Origin of the sequence: Mesorhizobium sp. C264A (assembly GCF_040324515.1) — a bacterium.
Lineage (GTDB): Bacteria > Pseudomonadota > Alphaproteobacteria > Rhizobiales > Rhizobiaceae > Mesorhizobium.
Window position 1 is genome coordinate 74,418 of record NZ_JAMYVY010000002.1, and the last position, 18,569, is coordinate 92,986.

The following is an 18,569-nucleotide window of genomic DNA, read 5'->3' on the forward strand; positions in this document are numbered from 1 at the left end:
GGTGCGCCTTGATGCATAGGATGTAGCTAATGGATATGTCTCTCCGCCAGCTCCGCTATGTTGCGACTGTTGCAGAATCGGGCTCGATCGCTGCAGCGGCCCGATCCTGCCGGATTTCGCAATCATCCATTTTGTCGGCTGTCGACGCCGCTGAGATCGAGATGGGGGCTCGGTTGTTTGAGCGACGCCCCTCACGCGGCGTCGTCGCGACGCCTGCGGGTCAGCGCTTTTTGGCTTCAGCGCGCCTGCTGCTTGCGGCGGAAGCAGAATTCGCACGCTCAATGGAGAGGCACAGCCCCAAGACGCCTATGATTCTTCGGCTAGGTTGTTTCGAACCTTTCGGGGCTCTCTTTATGCCCGAGCTTTTGCGTCGTTTCATCGACCAGGAAGGGGTTGAGGTCCAGTTGTTCGAGGGCGAGCAGCCACAACTCCTAAGGTGGCTGGAAGGCAATACCGTCGACGCCGTGCTCACCTATGACATAGGCGCAGGGCTTCCTGGGGATGCCGCGATTCTAGCACGGTTTCCCCCGCATGCTCTGTTGCACGTTGAGAGTGAGTTGGCCAAGCATGCCGAAGTTAGCCTGACCGAACTCGCGCGGTTGCCTCTGGTGCTTCTCGACTTGCCGCAAACTTCGGCGTACTTGTTGACCTTGTTCGATATCGTTGGAGAACGGCCAAAAGTGGGTTTTAGAACCCGTAGCTATGAGTCAGTGCGGGCCGCAGTCGCCTGCGGATTCGGTTTTTCAATTCTCAACATGCGGCCCCTCGGTCGTGGAAGTCCAGACAGCGATAGTTTGACGCGCAAACGCATAGTCGAGGATCTACCTGCTCCGCAGTTGGTAATCGTTGATCGGTATGGGCCAGCGAAGCCCCCTTTCCTACGGCGGTTCACCAGCGTGGCACAGATGTTTTTCCACGAAATTGAAACGGAGCGGGTAGGAGACGGTAATTTTTCTGGCGTCGGATAGGGTTTAGGTCCGATCGGTCCATGATCATCGAGGGGCGAACCCATCGGCCACGATTTCGTTACCGGCCACAGCACCGGCCAGCATGCGCGATCGTACCCGTCACGCTCTTGGCGACGTTGGTATCGCGGCTTCCGCGGGGGTGACGTGATTAGGACGGCGCCGTAATCTTAACCCGACCGCCCCGCGTCACCTTGAAGCGGCGTCTCTGGCATCACCGCGCCGAGCGGCCCATTTGTCAACTCTCTGCGCGAACGGGATCACAGCTTACCCCTACCCGTGCGCCTGACGCGCGACATCCGTGAGCGCGGCTATGAGCGGCGCCTACACCGCGGTGAGGCGACTGATGCCGGCCACCCGGCGGGGGGGCACTACAATGATGACGCACCGTTCGCCGAAGAACGGTCGCCAACGCAGCTTCGGCTGTTAGCAGATCTCTGCGCCTACACAGGAGAGGGGGGGAGAGTGTGCTGGCGGAATTGATTTGCCGCCCTCAGCTCTACGACAGGAGTCCTGCCTTACTTCCCGGATCCGCCCGATGTGCAGTGTGATGGCCGACGCGAGCGCGACAAGCCGCGCTATATCCGCGATCGAGCAATCCTCCCGCTGCTTGCGGGATGCGCAATACGCAGTGGGGAAGTTGTCGAAGACGCCTCACCACTGCATGACCGTTCGCTCAGCCCGCACTAACCCCACGGCTCATGAGTAGTCTGCGTTAGTTGCGTTCCGGCGTGGCTGGTTCGTAAAAGAGCTATCGGCGAGGAGCGAGGAGCACAGCGGGGCGCGCACTCCAGCGTATGTTCAGCACATGCTTTGTCGGGCCTGCGACAGTCACTTGGGGAGCAGTCTTTGGGCGCTAAAGGCTAAGCCACGGAAACCTATAGGAACTTTTCGTCCGTCATCTCATCCAACCGATTGGCATTACGTTTGCATGTTTATAGGCGGGGCTGCTGAGCCGCTGGACGGAACTTTGTTATGTGGCAGAGCTGCGACAAAATTGAACGAGAAATGTCATGACAGATCGGGACAGGTTCTTTTTGTGTCGGAGAGGCACATCCGCGAAGCGCCATAGCTTAGTCCTTCCGCCGTAAACCTCCTCGTAGGATGACGCACCCCGCGAAATTTCGAACAACACGAGCACAGCAGCAAAAAGGCACGTACAATGAAAAAAGTCGTTGTTGCAAAACTTCACGGGCTCTCTGTCACAGAGGCAGATCTTAATTACCATGGATCAATCACTTTGGATCCAATTCTCTGTAATGAGGCAGGCATTCTTCCTATGGAGTTCGTGGACATCTGGAACAAATATTCCGGTGCGCGAATAAGCACCTATGTCATCTACGGTGTTAGCGGCTCTCGCTGCTGCGTACTCAACGGAGCTGCTGCTCGGACCTGCCAGATTGGAGATGAAGTAATTATTTGCTCTTCTGCATATATTCCGGAGCATCAGATCGCAGAGATCAAGCCGCGAGTCCTGACGTTCAACAGCGATAATTCGATCCGTGATCGTATGTTCTACGAAGCCGAGGTTAAGGAGGACGGGACGATCACGTTCGCCGTACGCGATGGCTCCCCCAGAGCAGCACTCTAACCCAAGTGGCGCATGTATTATCCAGCTCTCTTCGTGCAACCGCAAATCTACATCGGCAATCTCCGCGAAAAGGAATCACCATGGAGTTGCACTGGTATATGCCGTTGTTTCTGAAGGCGACACATGACCTTGGACGCACAAGACAGCTGCCAGGCTAATTAGACAGGAAGCAAGTCCAAATGGAGTGGAAAATTGAACCGAGAGAACATCCGTCCGACCTAGACCGCAGGGCCATATCGGATGCCCTAGAAATCTTTAGTGCAGCGAGGGCTATTCCGTACAAACCGGATCCCATTGCGCTACTCATCAAGGAACCAGAAAGAGCACACACAATAGGCGGCCTCTGGGCGAAATTCTATTACGACTGGATGCATATTGAGTTGTTATTCGTTCCGCAGAAATACAGAGGCACAGGAATTGGATCGCAGTTGATAGAACATGCAGAGGATATGGCGATCCGACGAGGATGTGTCGGCGTGTGGCTGGATACTTATCAGTTCCAGGCGCCGCGATTCTATGAATCTCTTGGATATGACAATTTTGGTTATCTGTCCAACTACCCACGGGGTTTTGGAAGGCATTTTTTTCGAAAGCTATTTTCGGATCAGGATCATACTGCCAGCGAGACCTAAAGAGTTCATATTTCACGTATCCCGAAGTCACAATTAACATGGCAGAAAACAACAGCAATTTAACGCCGACAATATCAGCAGCGACACACCAACCATTTGAGACCGAAGGAGGGATATCCATGGGCAAAAGAGCACTCATCCTCATTGAAGGTCATTCCAGAGGCAATGGCCTGAGGTACATTCGAGGGGCCGAGCGTCTTGGTCTTTACCCCATTACCCTTGCGGCTGATCCAGGTCAATATGACTATCTTGCGGCCGAAGGAACCAAAGCGATTCGCGCAGAGACTGGGAGTCTCGACAGGCTGATCGAGGTTTGTTCTCAGTTACGCGCGACATATGACATCGTCGGGATTACCGGGTTTTCGGGCGGTGACGAGTCGGTCTATGCGACAGTTGGCAAACTTTGCCAACATTTCGGTCTACCGGGACCGCATCCCACTTCCGTTGAACGTTGCGCTGACAAATTTGTCCAACGTGAGCTTCTCTTGGCGGCGGGCATTCCAGTACCTGCTTATCGCTTGGCCAGGAATGAAACAGAAGTGAAACGTGCTGCTGCGGAGATCGGTTTTCCGGTGATTGTCAAGCCCGCCGTGGGTAGCGGTAGCATTGGTGTTCGATTATGCCGCAACGCTGGCGAACTAGTCCAACATTTTCGGCGAATGTTGAGCGAAAGTAACTGTACTACACCAAGGATATTGATCGAGGAGTTTGTCCAGGGGCCGTTTTATAGCGTCGAGATAATGGCAGATGAGATTATAGGGGTTGTGGCTGTTGAGTTTGGCCCTGAGCCCCACTTCGTCTTCCGGCAGACGACGTTTCCGGCCCCGGTAACGGATCGGGAATATGCAAAGATTTCCGATGTTTCCTTAAGCTGCTTGCGATCTCTCGGCCTCGGTTGGGGCCCATCAAACATAGAACTCCGGTGGACGGAGCGTGGTCCGGTCGTTATCGAAGTCAATCCACGTCTTGCTGGCGCGCTTGAGCCCCAACTGGTCCACCTGGCTTACGGCGTCGACCTCGTGATTGAGCACATCAAGCTTCTCATCGGCGCAGAATCGGATTTGCGCAGAAGGCATTCGAACACCGCGGCCGCTCGCTTTCTATTGCCGGATCGTGATGGCACCCTGGAATGGATCGACGGTGATAGTCAGGCGGCTGCCGTGCCAGGTGTTGTAGAGGTCAAGTTGGATGTAGAACCTAAAGCGATGATTATGAGGAAGGGCGACTACCGCGACACCATCGGACACATTATCGCTGCTTCACCCAGTCGCCCTCGGACGGAGGATATACTGCAGCGCGCCGTAGATCTAATTAAATGGTCGGTGGCGTCATTTCCGAAGTCCGGCGCAACCATGAAATCGGCGACTTATGGCCACGAAACAACGATGAATAACCGCAATCCATCAGATGGCGGAGACCAATTTGCGGTTTTCCACCATCTTGAATCCGAAGTGCGCAGCTACTCTCGCAGCTTTCCCGTCGTTTTCGCAAAGGCGCGAGGGACTCAGCTGTTTGCGCGCGATGGGACAGCTTATCTCGACTTTCTCATGGGCTGCTCGAGTCTAAACTATGGGCACAATCCCCGCGAGCTGAAGTCCGCGCTCGCTGACTACATTGCGGGCGACGGCATCACCCATGGCCTCGATCTCTATAACGAGGCCAAGGGGTCTTTTCTGCGGGAATTCTACGAGACGATCCTCAGGCCACGACAATTGGACTATGTCGTGCAGTTTCCCGGTCCCACCGGCGCCAACGCGGTCGAGGCTGCCGTCAAGCTAGCCCGCAAGATCACTGGTCGGCCCAACATTATAGCCTTCACCAACGGCTTTCATGGTGTGAGCCTTGGCGCTCTCTCCTGCACCGGCAACCGGTACCACCGCGCTGCCGCCGGCCAGTTGCTCGGCGGTGTCACCCGACTCCCCTATGACGGCTATCTTGGGTCCGCTGTAGACACCGCCGATTACCTTGATCGCCTGCTCTCGGATCCCTCCAGCGGCGTAGACGCCCCGGCGGCGGTGATTGTCGAGACAGTTCAGGGCGAAGGCGGCCTCAATGTCGCTGGCACGGAGTGGCTGCGCAAGGTGGCGGCCATTGCTCGCAAATACGGAGCTCTGCTGATCGTAGACGACATTCAGGCGGGTGTTGGCCGGACCGATGCGTTCTTCAGTTTCGAGGCGGCCGGTCTCCGCCCGGACATCGTCACAATGGCCAAATCGATATCGGGCTATGGTCTGCCTATGGCTCTCGTCCTTATTGATCGACAACTCGACAAGTGGGAGCCCGGAGAGCACAACGGGACGTTCCGCGGCAACTGCCATGCTTTTGTCACCGCTCGCGCAGCCCTAGAGCACTTCTGGCGGACAGACAGCTTTGCAGCATCCGTCAGGGAGAAAGGCAATCTGCTGAAAAGCCGCCTTGAGAAGATCGCGCAGAAGTACGACCCAAGCTGCGTGTCAGCCAAGGGGCGTGGCATGATGCGAGGCATCGATCTCAAGTCTGGCGAGGTTGCCGGGCAGGTCATCAGCACCGCCTTCCAGAAGGGCCTTATTGTCGAGACCTCTGGTCCCAAAGACGAGGTTGTGAAATGCCTGCCGCCCATCGTCATTGACGAGGATCAGCTTAACCAAGGCCTCGACATCCTCGAAGACGCTGTCGACACCGTGATCCGCAGCACGCTGAACTCGGCGGCTTGAGAGGTGAACTCACCTCCGATCAGAAGCGGGTATGTTGGCCAGAGGGCGCGAACTCGCCGCACGAGGGCAATCAACCCATTTGGCGAGTTTGATGAGCGAAACGAGAGGCAGACAACTAGCCGAGTTCGCGGAACGGCCCCTGCCATTATCGAGAGCGATGTGCTCGGCCCCCTGATCGAGGACCGCCTCCAACGAGCCGGCCCGCCGCGCCCATGCATAGGATCGCAGAATTGGCGCGCAGCACGAGGAATTCAGCCGTGCGCGTGTTCACCGCAGTGGCGCCCGTGATCCTGCCGTCGTTGGTGGTCAACAGGCGCGTTGCCATAGAGCGGGATTTTCATGCGTTCGAATTCGCGTCGATGAGCCCGTTCGATCCTTTGAAATTGCTTAACTTGTAGGCCTCGCCAGCATGAGCGGACTGTGCGGGAAAGCGAACACGACTTCAGTAGCAGACGCGGGACACCGTGCTTCGGACCAAGTCCAGTTGGGCCACAAAGGGCTGGCTTTCACCAGTCCTTTGTAACTCTTTACTAAGCCTGCAGCCAACACTCGACCAGAGCGCGGCCGTTGCTCAATTCCTGCGCCGGGTTTACGACCCAGCCTTCGACGCCCTTGCCGGTCGCGTCGACGAATTGGTTGAAGAAGGGTACGATCAGGCCGCCTTCGTCGCGCATCATCTCGCCCATGTCGCGATAGATTTTCTTGCGTTTGGCTTGGTCGAGTTCCCCCCGTGCGGCAAGGACCATCCTATCGAAATCCGGGCGCTTGAAGCGGGTATCGTTCCAGTCCGCTGTGGAGAGATATGCGGTCGAGTACATCTGGTCCTGTGTCGGTCGGCCGCCCCAGTAGGAGAGGCTGAAAGGCTGCTTGTTCCAGACTTCAGCCCAGTAGCCGTCGCCAGGCTCACGCTTGAGCTCGATCTTAATTCCGGCTTTGGCGCAGCTCTGCTGATAGAGCTGGGCTGCATCCACCGCACCCGGAAAGGCGACGTCGGAAGTACGCAGCACGATCGAACCGCTGTGGCCAGACTTCTTATAGGCCGCAGCCGCCTTTTCGGGATCGAACTTCCGCTGTTCGATATCCTCGGCGAACAGAGGATAAGCTGCGTTGACGGGCATGTCGTTGCCGACAGTGCCATAGCCGCGCAGAATCTTCTGCAGCATCTCCTCGCGGTCCATCGCGAGCTTAAGCGCCATTCGCAAGTCGTTGTTGTCGAAGGGCGCGGTGTCGCAGAACATATTGAACGGATAAAAGCCCCGGCCAGAAGCGGCGCGGATGGTCACGCCCGGCATCCGTTTGACGAGGTCGACGATCTTCGGTTCGACGCGGTTGATCATGTTGACCTGGCCGCCCTGGAGCGCCGCCATGCGCGCCGTCGGATCGTTGATGACAACAATCTCGATCTGGTCCGCATGGCCATATTTGTCGGGCTGCCAGTAGTTTGCGAAGCGCTCGCCGCCATGCCGAACACCCGGCTCATTATCCGACACCTTGTAAGGTCCCGTACCGATACCGGCGTCAGGCTTGTCCATGCCGCCATTAGGCTGAATGACAAGGTGGTAGTCGGCCATCAGATAGGGCAGATCGGCATTGGGATCCTTCAAAGCGACGACGACGTTGCCTCGATCGACCTTGATCGTGTCGATGCTTTTCAGAATTCCAAGGGCACCGGATTTCGATTTTTCGTCGCTGTGGCGCTTCAGGGTCGCAACCACGTCATCCGGCGTGACCTCCTTGCCGTTGTGGAACTGAATGCCGTTGCGGATCTTCATCGTCCACGTCTTGGCATCTTTGGAGCTGCCGATTTCCTCGGCGATCAGGTATTCGATACCGCCTCCTGGCGCGAGGTCCACCAGGGTTTCACCCCAGCACTTGGAAAACACGAACGGCACCTGGCTGAGAATGATCGCGGGGTCGAGGCTGTTGGTTGATTCCCCACCTTGGATGCCAGCCTTGAGTGTGCCCCCTTTAACGGGAGCAGCAGCGCGGACTGCGTTGGAAAGCAGAGAGTTGGCGAGCGCGGCCGTGACACCGAGCGCGGCAGCCCGGCCAAGAAAATCGCGGCGACTCAGCTTGCCCGCGGCGACGCGGTGGCTGAGGAAATCGAGTTCGTTAGACACCTATGCTTCTCCCTGTTGGCCATGTTGATGTTCCCACTCATTGACGAGGGCTTGACGCGCCCTCGCTTTGCCTCATTCAGGCAAATACTTATCGGACCAACGCTCCCCTGCCTCCCCTGCGCCAATCATCGCTTCGACGGCGTTGGATCCGTATCCAAGCTCCCGTAACACCTCCCGGGTGTGCGCCCCGTACATTGGCATCGGTCCAGGAATGGAAATGAGACCCCTTTCGGGGCGCACCGCATTCGGCGCCACGAGGTCGACCCACCTGCCCATTGGATGGCGATCATGCCGAACGGTGCGGAAGGTGGCTTGCTTCAGATCGATCTCTCCTTCGCTTTCTAAGGTCAAAGCGGCATCGCGCGTGGCATGGAGTGACCCGAGACGGATCGCGGTAGACGAAGAGCCCGAAAAAGCATCGATCCAATGCTGCACATCTTCGGTCGCAAAGCGCGCCGACAGCAATGCTCCCAGCGTTTCTTCCGGCTGGTCGGCAAGGTCTGCCAACGACGGACTCGCACGCAATGCCTCACGCCGCTCTGTTGGTGCTGCGAAGAACATCCAACCATCTGCGGCCTGATAACAATGATAGAAAGGCCCCCACCCGCGCACATCGCGTCCCGAAGGCTCGTCAAACGGTGCACGACCGGGATGGTCATACATGAAGGGTGATTGGATAAGATTGCCTGCTGCAGCCAGTGATGTACGCGCAACACCACCTTGACCCGTTACCCTTCGCCGCTCCAGTGCGGCCCCGAGTGCCACGCACGCGCAAAAGCCCGTCAGCACGTCGATCGTCCCGAAATGAGCATGCTCCTCCGGTGTCGCCATTCCACCACCGAAGCGCACCATGACGCCGGTGGCAGCCTGAACGAGATCGTCATAGCCGAGATGGTCGGATTTCGGCCCCCGGTTCGGTCCGCCGAATGCATCCAGTTGGAGAAGGATGAGCTTGGGATTGAGCGCCTTGAGACGCACGAAAGAGAGGCCGAGGCGATCAAGTTGCATGTCTGTGGCGTTGGCGGTGACCACGTCAGCCTCGGCAATTAGTTTTTCGAGGGCTTCGCGTCCAGTCGCGGTTTTAAGATCGAGAAGAACGCTTCTCTTGCCGCGGTTCGCGTGTAGGCCGAACACCACCGTGCACCAAGGGTCGGCCGACGGCTGCACAGGCTGCACAAGCATGACGTTCGCACCAAAACGCGCCAGCGTCGAGCCGATGGTGGGACCAGCGATCACGTTGGTCAGATCGATCACCTTTAGACCCTCTAACCAACCCGAGCGTCCCTCAACGCGTTCGCCCGCACGGGTTGGTTCGGCCAGGAGAGTAGCGAGCCGGGGACGGAGATTATCCGTGGCGGGCCCGGGCTGCTTTCTAACGGCCTCGGTGTCGTCGGCGAGCCACGCCACGTTGCCCATCTGGCGCATTTTTCCGTGGCGCGGGTCGTTGACTTCTAAAATCAGCCCCGACGCCAAGGCATGGGGATCTGCAAGCCACTCCTTGGTGGACCGCTGTGCTGTGCCAGGCGCCTTCGCGGCTCCGAAGAGTTCCTCCCACTCATGAGACGGGCGCTTCAGAAAAGCTGCCTTCATGGCAGATGAAACGCGGTCGCGGTCCCGGGCGCTGACGGGGTAGCTGCGCAGGCTCCATTCATCGGGCCAGTCCTTCTGGTCCAGATAGGCGTCGAAATCGGGCAGGCTCTCCGCGAGGTCGTCAAGTCCGAGGGTTTTCAGCGCACGCTGAGGGTGCCCGACGAAATCGCAGGCAACGGTGTAGAAGCCGCGCCCATCCGCACATTCGTAGGTGCGGTAAAAGGGGTCAAGGAACTCTGACAAAGCCGAGAACGCCAGGTCCATGGGCAACCCTTCGCGTTGGCGCCGACTGAGTTCTATCTCCCGCGGCGACTTGTAACGCTCCGGATAATTTTCGATTTGCTCGCAGTTGTAGACGAGCCCCTCAAGAAGGGCGGCGGCAAGCGGCACCTCAATGTGATCTCCACCGTTGCGGTCCCTGGCGCCCAGGGCGAAGAGCACTGACATTGCTCCAAATGTTGCGCCGTAGGCTGAAGCCAGTGGAAGCGGGGTAAAGCTGGGGTTGATGCCCATCAGACGTCGGTTCAGTCCCATATCGGTGAATTGCCCGGTGCGCGCAGCTATCACCGCTTCCCAGGCCGCAAGATGGGCGAGATCTGGATCCGTGGACGCGAACCCGGGCAGCGACAGACTGATGATGTTGGGGTTGGCCTTCCGCAGATCATCAGGCCCAAGCCCCAGTCGCTTCATCACGCCGGGGCGGTAATTCTCGATCGTGATGTCGGCCCGGCGCACGAGTTCGAGGGCAGTCTCTACCCCCTCCGGGGACTTCAGATCGAGAACCAGCGAGGACTTACCACGCGAGAGAAAATCGGTGGCTGGCGACGCCAACCGGGGACCGCCAGGCGGGTCAATGCGAATAACTTCGGCGCCCATGTCCGCTAAGATCATTCCGACGAGTGGCCCCGCCAGATAATGTCCAAAATCAAGTACGCGAATGTGACAGAGGGGGCGCTGCGACGTCATTCGGATCCTGCTGCGATGCAATTTCTCAGCTCTCAGAGTAGGCTTGAAAACTCGTAGCCGACACTGGACAAGATTCGATGGCGTCAATAACAATGCGTTATGGAAAAGTTGGATCGGCACCTTGCGGGCTCGATGAACGCGCTGCTCGTTCTCGAAGCTGCGGTGCGTCATGGAAACTTCTCGCTCGCGGCCCGATCGCTTAATCTCAGTCAGCCTGCGGTCTCACGCCATATCTCTATTCTGGAAGAGCGGCTGGGGCAGAGGTTATTCCTCCGAAATAACAATCGGATCACGCCAACTGCAAATGCACGCGAACTTGGGGCAGCGGTTGCCCTCGGACTCGGCCACATCCGCGAAACCTGGAAAAAAATATACTGCCCGCCTCCTCGGGATGATGTGATTTTAGCCTGTACGTTCGGTTTTGCAGATCAGTGGCTGATGCCGAGATTTGCCCGCCTACGTTTGGCGATGCAGGGTGCACGAGTGCGGGTCATAACGACCGATCAAGTTGCAGATATCGATCAAAACTGGGTCGATGCTGCCGTCGTTTGGCACCTCGGTGACTGCAATGATCGGCCGGCTTTTCCGCTGATTGCTGAAGAGGCGTTTCCGGTTTGCAGCCCAGCTTTCGCTTTTCGAGAATTGGGAGAGGTGCCCAGAGATTTTTGCGACCCTATTGCCTTGAGAAATTTACCGCCGGACAAGTTCTTGCATTTCGATCAAGGAGATTCTGGCTACCTGACATGGGATAGTTGGTTTTCAAAAGTCGGGTTAGCAGCGCCTGCTTTCGGCAGGCGTGAAACCTTCGATGCGTATCCGTTCATGCTCCAAGCAATTTTGAATGGCGAGGGGGTCGGACTAGGTTGGCAGGGCTTGGTCAATGAACTCGTGGCTCAAGGACGTTTACTGAGAGTAGGTCCTGTTGTCGCCAACCTTAAGACTGCTTACTATTTACAGCACAGATCGGTTGAAAGTTCCGACAGCGCTTTGGCGCGGTTGGTCGCTTGGTTTAGGTTAGAAGTGTCAAACTCGCAATCTTAGGGAATTGGTGCTCAGATTTCGAACTTGAGTGGATGCGTTAAGGGGGCGGACTATACCATGGCTGCCTTGTGGCGAGTGGAATTCGGGTTGGGGACGCAAGGGTGCAGTTGAGAACGGCGCACCGATTGCCACTTCGGGCTGCTCGACGGACATCGACCGTGCCCGCTACCAACGAGGGCTTTGTGTCGCTCCATTTGCGGTCTGACCAGCGAGCGTTTTCCGAAACTGGAGATCGATCCCGGCGCCGATATACTGAGCGAGATGATCGGCTGCCGCCGCGGGCTCATGGAGATGGGATTCGGCGCGGCGATGTGTCTTGGAAGGGTTCACTTTCGTTCGTCTTTCGGACACCCACCTACTTGGATATTGTAGCGGTGGTCATCGATGTCTTCGATAGGGTTAGCACTACTTTGGCAGTTTAGGTTTGACGGCGTCTGCGAGCAGCTTCTCACAGTGAGGACATCTGCGGGGCGGCGGCCGCGTGAAGAGGTCGAGAATTGCTTGTCTAACAGCTGGCATGCTCGGTTGTGGCGGTGGTCCGCCGACTCTTTTTTTTCCGTCCCGCTGCTTTGAGGCGGCGGGCTTGGAGAAAGGCGTAGGCGATCATGGTCATCAAGGCGTGTCGATGTAATCCAGTCCATGATCGGCCTTCGAAGTGGTCGAGGCCGAGTTCCTCCTTCAATTGCTGATGTGCCTGCTCACAGACCCACCTCGCCTTGATCGTGGCGGCGAGTATCTTGAGGCTCGCATCGGCCGGTAAGTTCGACACATAGTATTTTTGCTCGCCAGTCGACCGGCGTTCGCCGACGAGCCAGACCTCGTCGCCTGGCATGCATTGCATGCGATTGTCGAGCATCCGGTGCTTATGACCATCCGCAACGCGGACACGGCGAGCCGCAAACAAACATGTCAGCCGACCTTTAGTGCCGCGCCGCCAGCTTATCTTGTGCCATCTCTCACCAGACAGCATCACCTCGGCAGAGACCGGCGGCTGGTCCGGGATGTGATATTGGCGGCGCCTGCCTGTGGTCGCGACCGGGAAGATCAGATCAACATCGGCCGGATAGACGTTTTGGCGTCGCGATAGTCCTACAGCCCACAGCAGACTGCGCTCACTCAAAGCCTGACGAAAAGAGCTGCTCGACCCGTAGCCCGCGTCGGCAAGCACGCAGCCGAAACGCGCGCCGGAGGCGATGACACGATCGATCTCTTCGATGGCGATCTCCGGCTTTGTCAGAGCGACCTGTCGATCCTTCGGGACGCGCGCCCGCATCATCCGCTCGGGATCATTCGTCCAGGTGTCGGGCAGGAAGAGCCGAAGGCCCACCATCACCGGCACTTCGCGTGAGGCCAGGGTCACCGACACCAGCGACTGGCAGTTGGATGTCTTGCCAAGCGACGAAGCGTATTGAGGCGCGACACCAACCGAATGTTGTCCCTTCTTCGGTAACGCTGTGTCGTCAATGACGAGAAAACCCGCCTCATCGCCGACCAGGCGATCTGCCTCCTTCAGCAGGGCGGCCTCGAGCGGAGCGCTGTCCCAAACCCCTGCCGCGACAAAATGATGAAGCTGATCGTAGCCGACATCGCCCGCTCGCGCGGCCATCGGTTGTACGCTCTTACGGTCGCCCGGCCCGATCAGACCGGCAATGTACAGCGGACACATCCGGCGCCGAGCTGGATGCGAAAGACCTGCCAAAAACGGTTGAAGCCAGTGCTCGAGATCGGCTTGCCAGTCCACGTCCATTGATCGGCCCTCCATACGCCGACCTCCCATGAATCACGCAAACTCTCTCTTGGGAATTCCAAAAACGCGCCCGCCGCTGAAAACCTGCCAAAGTAGTGTTAGGTTGCTGACGCAATCTGGTTCGAACCAACCACCGATGACCAACGAGATAATGGAGGCCTCGTGGAGAAGACTGGGCATGCCGCCGAGAGCGGTCGCCGCGTCGTCTCGGCCTTCATCGCCACCGCCTCCTCCCAGGAGAGAGCGGAGGCCGCAAGCGTACAGTGGCGTGCCGTGGCCGGGGACTGTCAGGAATTCCGTGTGGGCGGCGTAATGTTCAACCGCCCGCTCGCACGGAATTCCTGACAGTCCCCGGCGCCGACCAGATTCGGCCCACAGTGCCGAGGCTGCCTTATCATGGTAAGGCCGAGCACGACGTGCTCGCGTACATGACTTTCCGAAGCAGCACCGCATCACTTCACGAGGTCGTCGGCACCTGACCGCGAAGCCAGACGCTCAAGGCGCTGCGGCGGCGACGAGCTGCTCCCACCATCGGTTCAGCGTGATGTGCTTGCGCGCCTCGACCAGCCCAGCGATGAAGGTTTCATGCGCATCGAGGCTGGAGGCGCGGCGGCTGCCCTTGCGGGCGGGCGCCAGTTCGCCGATCTTCGCCCGCGCAATCCAGCGGATCGCGCTGGACACTCCCACGCCGCCGCCGTTTGCAGCGCCGACATGCCCTCGTCCGGGGCCTTCAAGACCCCACGACCGAAGATTCCCGCCCAATACCTTTCCTATCGTCCACCTCGAGGTGGATGTTGAAACAGCACCAAACGCAGCCGTCACATCACAATCGATCTATCGGTCACAGGACGCACTATAGCTCTTATGACCGTGGTCAAGAATGATGGATGACCTTTTTCGCCCTATGCCTTTTGCCACAGGTTTGCTTGCCATTGATGAGGGCAGCACGGAGACGGGATGGGGCCTTGAGACGACGGTTGATCCAGCTCTTATCCGCGGGTTGGTTACCGCACTTCCGTAATCCGTCCTGGGCTATCCCTGTCTAGTATCGGGCGTTGGGCTGATGCCCAGCCACATAGTTAGGACGGGAGTTCCCCACCGTGGCCACATCCCGTCACCGTGCTGCCCGGTTTTTCCGCCGGGAGATCCGGCGCGGGCAGAGCCTTCAATCCGGCGGCGCCCGCGCCGGGGGCGCGCTTGTCGGAATCCTGATCTTCGATGAAGAAGGGCACTGCATCTCAACGCACCGGTTCGACCTGGTGGCCGATGGCCCACAGGAACGCCGCCATCTCGCGCGCGATCGCCGCAACGACGATGGGTTTGTTCTTGCCCGCAGCCATCAGGCGCCGGTAGCGGGCGCAAAGCCGCGTCTGCGCCCTCCAGGCGATCTCGCGCACCGCCTTCGGCAGACCCTCGAGCCTGACGCGAATAGGCTCTGTCACCCTGGCGGGATAGCGGTAGGCCCAGGCGCCTTCGATCAGGACGCGGCGGGCGCGGCGATTGCCGGCCAACGTCAGGCCGCCGCGCTTTACCGTGTCACCGGTCGAGCGCTCCGAGGGCACCAGGCCGAGAAAGGCCATCAGCTGCCGCGGAGTGTCGAAGCGGCGGACATCGCCGACTTCGCTGACGAAAGTGACGGCGACGATGAAGGACACACCACGCAGCGCCTGATAGGCCATCACCACCGGCGCCATCGACCAGCTCGGCACCAGCTCGGCCAGTTGCGCATCCAGCCGCTCCAGCCGGTCCTGTGCATCGGTGACCACGTCGACCTGGTCCTGGAACACGATCTGCTGGGCCGGACGGTCGAACTTTTGCGCCGCCAGCCAGCGGGCATGGCTCCGGGTCCAGTTCTTGCGTCCGGTAAAGACCCGGCCATGGCGCAGCAGGAACGACAGAAGGTGCTGGCGCTTCTTGCGCAGGTCCTCGCTCGCCGCGGAGCGCACCCGCAACTAGATCGCGCACCGCTTCATGCACCGCGTCTGGAACCCAGATTCCCTTCAATTCTCCGGCCCGCAGCAGCCGCGCCAGACTGACCGCATCGCGCCGGTTCGTCTTGACGCGCTCGCCCGGGCGCTTGGGGATCAGCGAGGGCGCAACGACATCGCAGCGCTGACCGAGCTCGACGATCTGCCGGTAGAGCCCGTAGCCGGTCGGGCCGGCTTCGTAACAGAAATGCAGGCGAGGATGCTTTTTCTCCAGCTTGCGTACGAAGCGCTCGACCGCCGCCGGCCTCGCTTCGATCTCGCCGAAATACCGGACCTCCCCATTGCGGCCACCCTCGGCAACCGCAATGGCGTGCTTCGCCTTCGACACGTCGACACCGACGTAAAAAACGCTATCTTGCTTCATGGCCCGTCCTTTCTTCGCTTGGGGCTCGGCTCGGGCACTCCCCGAGCAACCCCCGTTTGCTTAACAGCTGCAAAGACTAAGGGCGGGCCGCCGCTCAGACCACGGTCATAACGTCTAGGAGCCAACCAAGCTTGCAAACATTCCTATCCCCCTCGGAAACCGTCCAGCGTTTCGCTGGAGATAGGGGGCGTAATACCCCGCCGAGAGCAACGGATGATCAGGAGGCAACGTGGAGAACCCCCCAGCTGCACCTCGGCAATTTTTCGATGAACAAAGACATACTTGTACCGCAATCGAATCGAATTCAGTGGTAGCGTAGTCCCAGGTCAGTTCGATCTCACGAGAGATTTCGTGAATAGCAATAAAATCGTAGGCTCCAAATCGATTAGGCACGATCGCTAGATTTGGATTACAAGAATGGTTCGAGAGTACAGCGGGTTCCTCGAATGTGGCATGGATATTCCAGTCGATCTGTATTGTATATATCGTTCTCTCGTCTTCAAATTTATCGATCAAGCCGATCATAACCACCTCTCCTGGCAAGAAATGTCGGGAAGAAAATACACCGCGACCTTTGTCTTTTCCTGCATCTCTGATATTTACGTTTCTTGCATTGATTACTCGTGCGCATCCGGCGTCGTCATTCAATATAGAATAAGGTTTCCTTCTTCTCTTGTTCGACATAGCAGTGGTCCTTTGGTGTATGAAGGTTAGATAAGCTAAGGCTTTCCGGATATTTCTGGCCTGCAGAAAGAGATCCTTTTTCTTGGAGCAGGTTTCTCGGTCCTTCTAGCGCCTGCCATGTCAATGGCGGCTAGAGATACCGGTTCGGCAACGAAGGACATTCAAGATTCGTGCCCATTCAGCTGACACGAGCTGAAGCAAGAGTCTTCTCATTGATGTTCAGCTATTTCGCTCGACACATCACATGAAAAGGGCCAAAACAGTGAGGCGAACCCGACAAACTCGACAGAAATGTCGGAGGTGCATCGGAGTCGGCTATGCTGTCTGCGTCGGGTATTCCGCCCGCGAGTCGCAGAGGCCGCCTTTTCATCGAGTGCCGCCGATGGGCCACCCTGCGACGCAGCGAGCAGCAGCTGGCGGCGCTGCGTGCCCTCTGTGACGAATGGGCGGGCAGGCGCACCCCCGGTCGGTGCATTTGAGATCGGGATTTGACGAGACTGTCACGATATAGGTGCCGCTGCGCGTGCGGGTACGCTGTCTTGGCCTACGTGGTGGCTGCCAATTCCTCCCCAATGCGGAGATCAAACTTGCCACGCGGCCGCACACGTGCACGCCGGAGGACGTGCTTCAGATCTACGTTCGCGGTGATCTAGCTGCAGCCCTGAGCATATCGCTCAATGGCAAAGGTCGCTGCAGGGACGGGGCGACCATCAACGCGAGGGGTTACGAGGCTGGGCACCCCCAACGTGCTGACCTTGTGCGGGGTGCTGATTCATTCGAGCCTGGCCGCCGTCAGCCTGACCGGCGCCGGCTTGCCCGGCGCTGCTGACAGCTAATCCAGCAACCGCTGCAGCCGACGGACCAGGCGCGTTTCGGAGCCGGATTTGGATGTCCTCTTTCTTTCAGACTCCTACGGCTACAGCCCGGAAAATCGACTCTGGATGAAGTTGGCGTCATCCGTCAGCGACGCGGCGGAGCGAATGTTGATCTGGGGAGTCGTCGATGATGTCCCGAACCCGACAAAGGCGCGAACATTCCAGTAGGCATAGGCAGATTTTCGCTCTCGTTTAAGCGAGCGCAACGGTGTCCGCGAGTGGCACGCCGATTGCACTGACAGAGAGGCAGATGCAACATGGAGATAGACCTATGAAACTCGCGTCCGGGTACAAGGCTTTTTGGGATGCCGCCCACGAGAATTACCCCGATCAGATGAAGCCCGACGGACTTCTTGATCAGGGGTGGCGAGAGATCATTCCTGACTGGCCGGGAATGTTTGACACTATTAGCAACGTCCTGAATGGTGATGATTCTGGCCGCTTTGCGAAGCCATCCGACCGAACATGGATGTCTTCTCTCTTCCCGTGGACTGGTGACAAGCGCTCCACAAGAGTTGGAGCGTTGGCCAAAACTTATAAGGGACTAATACTTCTCAAGACTCCTTTCGACCTCGCTCTCTATCCACGGCTAATTTGGGAACTTCAGCCGAGGACAATTATTGAGCTCGGTTCATACCAGGGCGGCAGCGGACTTTGGTTTGCTGATAATATGTCGACTCTGTGCGATGATCCTGGCGAAGTACACTCATTTGATTTACACATTAATTGTGTCCATGAAAACGCAAAAAAGCATCCGCTACTCACCTTTCATAAAATCGATCTTTCTGATGCCGCCAACTTTGACGAAAATTTGTTGGCTAGATTCCCTCACCCTTGGCTTGTTGTCGACGACGCACACGTACAAATATTTTCCGTATTTAAGTACTTAAATAAATTTATGGCACCAGGTGACTACTATATAATTGAAGACAACCCAGCTGCAGTAAACAAGGAGGTTATCGATGGATTTCAGATGATAGATGACTCCGGCTTCTTGGTTGATACGTACTACACCGATGCGTTCGGGATCAATGTCACTTGTGCTCCAAATGCTTGGCTTCGAAAGTCATAGCGCGACCTTGACATAGAGCTCCCTTAGGCTCGCAAAAACGCAGGAAGCGCCAGCTCTAATAGGGAGCACCGGGGAGGCAACTGCCGAACACTGCCCGTGCCTCCGCTTCTGCGTGTCGATCGGGTAGATCCGTCACGGGCGGCCGGGACGAAAGCGTCCATCGAGTTGGGATGCTCCCTCAGCCGCCGAACCAGAAATGGAATAGCAGACTTCACCTACATCTGGACGGCCGAAGGATGGC

Annotated in this window: 10 protein-coding genes and 5 pseudogenes; 9 read left to right on the forward strand and 6 right to left on the reverse strand. The window is 57.9% G+C overall.

Annotation, left to right across the window (positions count from 1 at the left end; genetic code table 11):
• Window positions 1-29 precede the first annotated feature (29 nt).
• From NKL04_RS19495 to NKL04_RS19520, 6 genes and pseudogenes are all read left to right on the forward strand, one after another.
• On the forward strand, window positions 30-968 hold the full coding sequence (locus NKL04_RS19495) for a LysR family transcriptional regulator (protein WP_023702719.1): 939 nt from the start codon (window positions 30-32) through the stop codon (window positions 966-968).
• Between the two features lie 1,159 nt (window positions 969-2,127).
• On the forward strand, window positions 2,128-2,556 hold the full coding sequence (gene panD, locus NKL04_RS19500; protein ID WP_031209816.1) for an aspartate 1-decarboxylase: 429 nt from the start codon (window positions 2,128-2,130) through the stop codon (window positions 2,554-2,556).
• Window positions 2,557-2,735: 179 nt separating this feature from the next.
• Window positions 2,736-3,188 (forward strand): GNAT family N-acetyltransferase, encoded by a 453-nt coding sequence (locus tag NKL04_RS19505; RefSeq protein WP_023702721.1) that lies wholly within the window; start codon window positions 2,736-2,738, stop codon window positions 3,186-3,188.
• A 119-nt stretch (window positions 3,189-3,307) separates the two neighbouring features.
• Window positions 3,308-4,228, forward strand: a pseudogene (locus NKL04_RS19510) (ATP-grasp domain-containing protein); the annotation flags it as partial.
• On the forward strand, window positions 4,208-5,881 hold the full coding sequence (ectB, locus tag NKL04_RS19515; protein ID WP_502903375.1) for a diaminobutyrate--2-oxoglutarate transaminase: 1,674 nt from the start codon (window positions 4,208-4,210) through the stop codon (window positions 5,879-5,881). The pseudogene NKL04_RS19510 and the gene ectB, both read left to right, overlap by 21 nt.
• Before the next feature lie 257 nt (window positions 5,882-6,138).
• On the forward strand, window positions 6,139-6,279 hold the full coding sequence (locus NKL04_RS19520; protein ID WP_023702723.1) for a hypothetical protein: 141 nt from the start codon (window positions 6,139-6,141) through the stop codon (window positions 6,277-6,279).
• A gap of 132 nt (window positions 6,280-6,411) precedes the next feature.
• Here NKL04_RS19520 and NKL04_RS19525 read toward each other — a convergent pair whose 3' ends face one another.
• The gene (locus NKL04_RS19525; protein WP_023702724.1) at window positions 6,412-8,001 is read right to left on the reverse strand and encodes an ABC transporter substrate-binding protein; all 1,590 of its coding nucleotides are present in this window, start codon (window positions 7,999-8,001) and stop codon (window positions 6,412-6,414) included.
• 72 nt (window positions 8,002-8,073) lie between these two features.
• The gene (locus NKL04_RS19530) at window positions 8,074-10,728 is read right to left on the reverse strand and encodes a CoA transferase (protein ID WP_198029336.1); all 2,655 of its coding nucleotides are present in this window, start codon (window positions 10,726-10,728) and stop codon (window positions 8,074-8,076) included.
• On the opposite strand from NKL04_RS19530, the gene NKL04_RS19535 reads away from it, so the two are divergent.
• Entirely contained in the window at window positions 10,690-11,598 is a 909-nt protein-coding gene (locus NKL04_RS19535) for a LysR family transcriptional regulator (RefSeq protein WP_198029337.1), read from the forward strand. The two genes, NKL04_RS19530 and NKL04_RS19535, sit on opposite strands and share 39 nt — an antisense overlap.
• A 505-nt stretch (window positions 11,599-12,103) precedes the next feature.
• Here the strand turns inward: NKL04_RS19535 and NKL04_RS19540 are convergent.
• A pseudogene (locus NKL04_RS19540) lies at window positions 12,104-13,382 on the reverse strand (IS701 family transposase).
• Between the two features lie 140 nt (window positions 13,383-13,522).
• On the opposite strand from NKL04_RS19540, the pseudogene NKL04_RS19545 reads away from it, so the two are divergent.
• Window positions 13,523-13,782 (forward strand): annotated as a pseudogene (locus tag NKL04_RS19545) (hypothetical protein); the annotation flags it as partial.
• A gap of 41 nt (window positions 13,783-13,823) precedes the next feature.
• Here the strand turns inward: NKL04_RS19545 and NKL04_RS19550 are convergent.
• From NKL04_RS19550 to NKL04_RS19560, 3 genes and pseudogenes are all read right to left on the reverse strand, one after another.
• Window positions 13,824-14,058, reverse strand: a pseudogene (locus NKL04_RS19550) (IS630 family transposase); the annotation flags it as partial.
• A 525-nt stretch (window positions 14,059-14,583) separates the two neighbouring features.
• A pseudogene (locus NKL04_RS19555) lies at window positions 14,584-15,697 on the reverse strand (IS110 family RNA-guided transposase).
• 114 nt (window positions 15,698-15,811) lie between these two features.
• A complete protein-coding gene (locus NKL04_RS19560; RefSeq protein ID WP_084568616.1) occupies window positions 15,812-16,381 on the reverse strand; it encodes an SET domain-containing protein-lysine N-methyltransferase in 570 nt (189 codons plus the stop codon).
• A 1,146-nt stretch (window positions 16,382-17,527) separates the two neighbouring features.
• On the opposite strand from NKL04_RS19560, the gene NKL04_RS19565 reads away from it, so the two are divergent.
• Entirely contained in the window at window positions 17,528-18,328 is an 801-nt protein-coding gene (locus NKL04_RS19565; RefSeq protein WP_023702732.1) for a CmcI family methyltransferase, read from the forward strand.
• The last annotated feature ends 241 nt before the right edge of the window (window positions 18,329-18,569 follow it).